Below are 7,064 nucleotides of genomic sequence, written 5' to 3' on the forward strand. Positions count from 1 at the left end.
TGCCATGATCGGGCGCCGCCTGCTGCTCACCCTTGCGGCGCTGTGCGCGCTGCTGGTGTGGCCGGTTGGCACGGCCCGGGGCGAGGGCGCCGCGCTCGACCGCAAGGCGGTGCTGGTTCTCAACTCCTACCACTGGGGATATTCCTGGACCGACGCCCAGGTGGCCGGAATCATGGAGGTGCTGAACGCAGCGCCGGAGCGGCCGGAGATCTTCCTCGAGCACATGGATGCGTTGCGCCGGCCTGCCGGCCCGGACGACCATTTCATGGAGGATTATCTGCGCCGGCGCTTCGGCGCGCTGCGCTTCGACCTGGTGATCGTCACCGATGATCCGGCCCTGGAGTTTGCCGTGCGTCATCACGCCGAACTCTTCCCGGCGGCGTCCATCGTGTTCAGCGATGCGCGCTCTTTCGACGCCAATGCCGTGTGGCCGGACATTCCGGTAACCGGCATCCGCGAGCACCTGGACATCGCGGGCACCCTCGAGGCTGCCCGCCTGCTGCTGCCGGAGGCCCGGCGGGTGGTGGTGTTCGGCAACCGTGCCGCCACGGGCAGCGGCTTTGCCCGTGCCCATGACACCCTGCTGAAGATACCGAGCCCGATTCCGGTCGAGCAGCACACTGATCTGCTCCTTGAAGACATCCTCGCCAAGCTGGCCGGTCTTTCGGCCGGCGACATCGTGATTCCGCTGGCTTCGGCCGTGGACTCCAGCGGCCGGCATCATGATTTTTCGTCGGTGATCCAGCGCATGGCGAAGGTCTCGGCAGCACCGCTTTTTGATATCGAGAGTCAGCGGGTGAAGAGCGGCATCACGATCGGCGGGAGCGTGGAGGACGGTGTCGCCCAGGGGCGCGTGGCCGCCGGGATGGGCCTGCGCATCCTGGCCGGCACGCGGGCGCGGGATATTCCGGTGGCCAGCCCGGAGCGCCTGCTGATGTTCAGCTACCCGGTGCTGCAGCGCTACGGCATTCCCGAAAGCCGCCTGCCCGCGGGGAGTGTGCTGGTCGGCAAGCCGCCCGGCCTCTACGCCCAATACCGGGGCATCGTGTGGGCAACGGGCCTGGCGCTGCTGGCCCTGGTGGTGGTGATCGGCATCCTGATCGTCAACATCCGGCGGCGCAGGCAGGCCGAGGCTGTGCTCGAACAGAGCGAGGAACACCTGCGCCTTGCCCTCGATGGGACGACCGACGCCGCGTGGGACTGGAACATGCAGAGCGGCGCGGTTTACGTGAGCCCGCGCTCCTTCACGATGCTGGGCTACGAACCGGGCGGCTTTCCGCTGGACTACGCTTCCTGGCGGGAAATGGTGCATCCGGATGATCTTGCCGAGGCTGAACGCCGTTTGCAGGCCGGTTGCAGCCTGGATAAGTCACCCTTTCTGGCGGAATTCCGCATGCGCGCAAAGGACGGGAGCTGGCGCTGGATTCGCTCGCGGGGCGCGGTGGTCGAGCGCGATGCCGAGGGCAAGGTGATCCGTAGCGCAGGCTCACACTCGGACATCACCGACGCCAAGCGCGCCGAGCAGCGTATCGAGGCCGCGCTGAACGAGAAGGAAATCCTGATCAAGGAGATCTACCATCGGGTAAAGAACAACCTGCAGGTGGTGGCGAGCCTGCTTTCAATGCAGGGGCGCAGCGTGGAGGACCAGGGCGTGCGCGCGCTCTTCGACGAAAGCGCCGGGCGGGTACTCGCCATGTCGCAGGTGCATGAGCAGCTCTACCAGTCCAGAGACCTGGCCAGCATCGAGTTCAAGGTTTATCTCGGCCAGCTGGTGGCGCGCCTGGCGGCCCAGTTTGCGCGTCAGGGCATCCATATCGATGCCGCGCTGGACGATGTCGTCCTTGGCATCGAGACGGCGATTCCGTGTGCGCTGATCGTCAATGAGCTGGTCTCGAATGCGGTCAAGCATGCCTTTCCTGACGGGCGGGCAGGGCGGGTGCGGGTGGGCTTGCAGGCCGGGGCAGACGATCGCGTTGTGCTGTCTGTGAGTGACGACGGGGTCGGTCTGCCGCCCGGCTTCGTGCCGGCGCAGAGCCTCAGCCTGGGGTGGCGACTGGTGCTTGGATTGACCAACCAGATCGGCGGCAGCCTTGAGATCAGTGCCAGGGGCGCCGCTGAAGGCGGGGGGACGCAGGTTGCCATCGGTTTTCGCCCGGCCGCGCAGGAGAGCCAGCGCTACGTCGGGGCGCTGTCCGGCGGGGAGCGGGCGGAAGCGGGCTAGCTAACGCACGCTGCCCGACGCCTGCGGGCGCAGGTTCTGGTCGATGGCCCAGACGGCGGCTTCCAGGCGCGAGCGAAACTTGAGTTTCTTCAGCAGGTTCTTGATGTGCACTTTCACGGTGCCTTCGGCGATATTCAGATCGCGGGCGATGAGCTTGTTCGAGAGCCCGCTGGCGAGGCAGCCGAGGATGTCGCGCTCGCGCTCGGTGAGCGGCGCCAGGCTGCGCTCGGCCGCCTGGGCTTCGTCGCGCAGCGAGCGGGCGAGCAGGCCGTTGAGGCTTTCGCTGATGACGATGCGCCCGCGCATGGCTTCGACAATGCGGGCGAGGAGTTCTTCGGGCTCCATGTCCTTGAGCAGGTAGCCGTCGGCACCGGCGCGGATCGCGGACACCAGATCGTCGGCGGCGTCCGACACGGTCAGGATCAGGATGCGCGCGGCGAGGTCGGCGTCGCGCAGGGCACGCAGGGTTTCGATGCCGCTCATGCCTTTCATGTTGAGGTCGAGCAGGATCAGGTCGGGTTCGAGGGCACGGGCCAGTTCCAGGCCTTCCTCGCCGCTGGAGGCTTCACCGATCAGGTGCAGCTGGTCATTGAGGGCGATCAGCTGGGAGACGCCTTTGCGGAACAGCGGATGGTCGTCAATGATGATCACGGAAGTCGTGGTCGGAGTGTTCATGCAACGCCTCCTTGGGCGGGCTGAGTGGGTTCCTGCAGCGGGGTGGCTGCAGGGATGTGGAGTTCGACACGGGTGCCGCCGCCCTCCCGCGGGAGTACGGTGAGTTCGCCAGCGAGGCTCTGGGCGCGATCGCGCATGATCACGATACCGTAGCGGTGGAGGGGCCGGGCCGTGTCATCGAAGCCGATTCCGTCATCGTCGACGCTCACCTGCACGTGGCCGGCGCCGTCGGTGGTCAGGCTTACTGCAACCTTGCGGGCCTGGGCATGGCGCTCGATGTTGGAGAGCGCTTCGCGGATGATCTGCAGCACGTGGATTTCGCGGTTGGCGGCCAGTTCAAACCCGGACAGACCGTTTTCGAGGGTGATCTCAAGGCCGGTGCGGCGGCGGAATTCCTGCACCGTGTCGTCGATGGCGGCGTTGAGGCCGCGCCCGTCGATGCGCAGCCGGAAGGTGGTCAGCAGCTCGCGCAACTGGCGGTAGGCCTCGTTGAGGCCGTCGCGCAGTTCGCCGACGATTTCGTTGACCGGAGCCGGCGGCGGCGTGCGGCCCAACAGGGTTTGCAGGCGCGTGACCTGGATTTTCAGGTAGGACAGGGACTGGGCGAGGGAGTCGTGCAGTTCGCGGGCGATCACCGAGCGTTCATCGAGCAGTGCCAGGCGGTGCCTCTCCTCGCTGCGCTGGGTCGAGGCCAGCGCCGCGCCCACGTGGCGCCCGACCGTTTCCAGCAATTCGATCTGCCATGCTTCGAGGGCCTGCTGGTCCGGCGGGATCAGGATCATTGCCCCATGGCTGCGGGTGCCATCAAAGAGCGGAACGGAAATCGTTTTGCCCGCGCCGGCCACCGGGGGAGACGTCCCGGTGGGGCTGCCACCCTTCTCGCAACCCTGGCAGGCCGCCGCGCAAAGTTCCCTGACCGGCACGGGCAGCGGCCCTGAGCCCTCCGTGGCAATGTCGGCCTCTCCAGGCTTGCCGAGACATACGGCGCCGGTGCGCACGCCGATGACCTGCACCACGTCCTGCAGCACCTGCTGCAGGGTCGCCCGGGTCACGGCACGCTCGGAAAGCGCGCGGGTGGTGCGGTAGAGCAGCATGAGGGAATGGTTGCTGCGTGCCAGCGCCTCGGTCTTCTCCTGCACCCGGCTTTCCAGTCTGGCATAGCTGCACGACAGGTCTTCCACCATGAAGTTGAAGGCTTCGCCGAGCTGGCCGAGTTCGTCGGACGGGCCCGGGGGGAGGCGAACCGAAAAGTCCCCGCGCTGAACGCGTCGCGCCGAGTCGAGCAGCCGGTCTAGGGGGCGCAGCACGCGGGTCTTGAGCTGCTGCACCGTGGCCGCGCCGACCATCAACAGCAGGATCAGCGAGATGCCCTGCACAAGGCGCAGCCATTGCAGCTTTGACTCCAGGCTTTCTTCGACGAGGGCCACCAGGTGGTCGATGCGGCTCACCATTTCCATGGTCTCGACCTGCAGCGACGGGCTGTTCGGCCCTTCGCCCCATGCCTGCAGCGCTGCCGGCCGGAAGCGCCCGACCCACACCGCGCCGACCGCTTCGTAGGCCAGGCGTACGGGGTCGTCGGCCCAGCGCGGAATGGCCTGCTGCAGCTCGGGGCTGCGATAGCGCAGCTCGAATTCCGCAATGGCTTGCTCCATGCCTGCCGGATCGTGCCGGGCGGGGCCCGCTGCCGCGCGGATCACATAGGACTGCATGCGCAACGAGCCAGCCAGATTGATGGCGCGCGCCTCGCCCGACGACAGCTCTGCGACGGTGATCGAAGCCAGAATGGACACGACAGCCAGGCCGGCAATTGCGGCAATCCACGCGCCTAGCTGGAGCACGACCGACGGGCTGCCGGGCTTGTGGGTTCGCGGGGCGGGGCTGTCCACAGGAGGGGGGTGAGGTGTCACGCGTGAGTTTCCGAGTGTGCTGCAGGCAGGCATTCTGGCGCCGGGAAGGCGTTGCGGGCGTGTTGTTTGCCGCTTGCCAGGCAGGAAAATGGTATTAGCGAAACGGCGGGTGCCGACTTGTTCGCAGCACCCTGCGGCCATCCCGCTGTCGAGTCTAAGTTTATATAAAACAGCTGCTTGGATATGTTTTTCATTTTTATGTGCTATACCCACAAGGAGGTATTTTGGGTGTTTTTGGTGTTTCGGCGAGTCTGATCTAGGTCAACTTCGCGCGGCCTGAAGCTTCCTAGACTGCGCGTCATGCCTTAGGGCCGCTACACATTTTCGGGCGCGGTCCTGTCCTGAACCCTACGAGGGAAACCATGCATACCCATATCGATGATCTCTCTTTGGTTCTGGGCGAAATTGCCCTGTTTCGCGGCCTGCCGTCCTCTGCAGTTTCCGATATCGCCCGTTCTACCCAGGTTCTCAGCCTGCCCAAGGGCAGCAAGGTTTACTCGGCCGGCGACCGGCCGCGCGCCCTTTACCAGGTCATGTCCGGCCACCTCAAAGTGGCCGTCTGTTCGTCTGAAGGGGGCGAGAAGGTGATCGAGATTCTTTCGCCGCGCCAGATTTTTGGCGTTGCCGAACTCTTCGGCGAGGCGTCTTATGTGTCGTCGGTCGAAACCGTGAGCCCGGTGGTGGTGGTTGCCGTGGGGCGTGACGGTATTTTCCGCGCCATGGAGCACGAGCCCTGCGTGGGGCGCCGCATGCTGGCGGCGGTGGCCGAGCGTCAGTCGTCCATCGAGCGCGACATTGCCGCCGATTGTTTCCAGTCGGGCTCGGCCAAGGTTGTGGACTACCTGCGGCGCCTCGCCGGCAGCGTTCTAGGGCAAAGCAAGAGCCTCACGCTCGAACTGGAAATTCCCAAACATGTGCTGGCGGCCCGTCTCGGCTTTACGCCGGAAACCCTGTCGCGCATTTTTCGTGAGCTGTCGGATTCCGGCCTGATCCATGTGAACGGCAAGCAGGTGACGCTGACCGAGAAATTCGCCGGACAGCAGACCGGCAAACCGGCGGCCGAACGGCCCGTGTCGCTCGCCGCCCGGCAGCCTTCCCGCCAAGGCGGGGCGTGGTTCAATCGCAGTGGTCCGGGCACCCTGGCCGGCGGGCACGCCTGGAACTGAGCGCCTCCGCGGGGCGCTTTTGGGCGCTCGCCTTTCGGGTATCCTGACGCTCATTCCAACACAGTGAGGAGCGCCTGATGCCTACGCTCAAGGATCCCGATTTCGACAGTCTGGTGCCCGGTCTTCCCCTTAGCCGACGCACTTTCGTTGGCGCTGCCGTGGCGGGGAGTTTTGCTCTCGCCGTGCAACCTGCCTTCGGGCAGAGCGTGATCCAGACGTCCTCCGACGGGCTGATTGCCGGCGATATCACGCTCACCGCCCCGGATGGCCTCGCGCTCGGGGCCTACCGCGCTCAGCCAGCCGGCCCGGGGCCGTTTCCGACGGTGTTGGTGGTGCAGGAAATCTTCGGTGTTCACGAATATATCCGTGATGTTTGCCGGCGCCTTGCCCGCCAGGGCTACCAGGCCATTGCGCCCAACCTGTATCAGCGCCAGGGCGATCCGGCCGGCATCGAAAACGTGCCGGACATCCTCGCAAAAATCGTCAGCAAGGTATCCGACGCCCAGGTGATGGGCGATCTGGACACGGCCGCCGCGTGGGCTGCTGCCCATGGTGGCGATGCGTCGCGGCTGGGCATCACCGGCTTTTGCTGGGGCGGGCGGATCACGTGGCTCTACGCGGCCCACAATCCCAGGCTCAAGGCCGGCGTGGCGTGGTATGGCCGCCTGACCGGTGCGGCGAGCCCGCTCACGCCCGCTCATCCCGTCGATCTGGTGGGGCAGATCACGGCGCCGGTGCTCGGCCTCTATGGTGCAAAGGATCAGGGCATCCCCGTTTCCGATGTCGAGCGCATGCGCTCGGATCTGGCCAGGGCCGGCAAGCAGGCCGAGTTTGTGGTTTATCCCGAAGCCGGCCACGCCTTTCATGCCGACTACCGCCCCAGTTACCGCGCTGCCGAGGCGGCAGACGGCTGGGGGCGGCTGCTGGCGTGGTTCAGGGCTAACGGGGTGTAGTTTGCCGACGGGCCAGACAAGATGCCCGCCACGGGGCCGCGGTGGTCCGACTTGAGTCTCAGGCAGCCTCAAACCGCATAAATTCCAGGGGGCTGCACCGCCGCAAGCTGTCAGCCCGGTTGTTGTGAAAAAGGCCCCGCAC

General features: G+C 66.0%; 5 protein-coding genes. 3 read left to right on the forward strand and 2 right to left on the reverse strand.

The annotated features are described in order from the left end of the window. Positions 1 to 4 precede the first annotated feature (4 nt). Positions 5 to 2,221 carry a histidine kinase dimerization/phosphoacceptor domain -containing protein gene (locus Q1W26_RS00740; RefSeq protein ID WP_300434541.1) on the forward strand — a complete coding sequence of 739 codons (2,217 nt, stop codon included), beginning with the start codon at positions 5 to 7 and terminating at the stop codon, positions 2,219 to 2,221. Here the strand turns inward: Q1W26_RS00740 and narL are convergent, their stop codons facing one another. Then, positions 2,222 to 2,896: a two-component system response regulator NarL gene (gene narL / locus Q1W26_RS00745; RefSeq protein ID WP_300434544.1), complete on the reverse strand. Its 675-nt coding sequence runs from the start codon at positions 2,894 to 2,896 to the stop codon at positions 2,222 to 2,224. Beyond that, on the reverse strand, positions 2,893 to 4,803 hold the full coding sequence (locus Q1W26_RS00750) for a histidine kinase (protein ID WP_300434548.1): 1,911 nt from the start codon (positions 4,801 to 4,803) through the stop codon (positions 2,893 to 2,895). The genes narL and Q1W26_RS00750 overlap by 4 nt, the downstream gene beginning before the upstream one ends. Before the next feature lie 362 nt (positions 4,804 to 5,165). Here Q1W26_RS00750 and Q1W26_RS00755 point away from each other — a divergent pair, with 362 nt between their 5' ends. Continuing rightward, a complete protein-coding gene (locus tag Q1W26_RS00755; RefSeq protein WP_300434551.1) occupies positions 5,166 to 5,969 on the forward strand; it encodes a Crp/Fnr family transcriptional regulator in 804 nt (267 codons plus the stop codon). A gap of 77 nt (positions 5,970 to 6,046) precedes the next feature. Further along, entirely contained in the window at positions 6,047 to 6,922 is an 876-nt protein-coding gene (locus Q1W26_RS00760) for a dienelactone hydrolase family protein (protein ID WP_300434554.1), read from the forward strand. Positions 6,923 to 7,064: the final 142 nt, after the last annotated feature.

Origin of the sequence: Zoogloea sp., from assembly GCF_030157465.1 — a bacterium.
Classification (GTDB): Bacteria; Pseudomonadota; Gammaproteobacteria; order Burkholderiales; family Rhodocyclaceae; genus Zoogloea.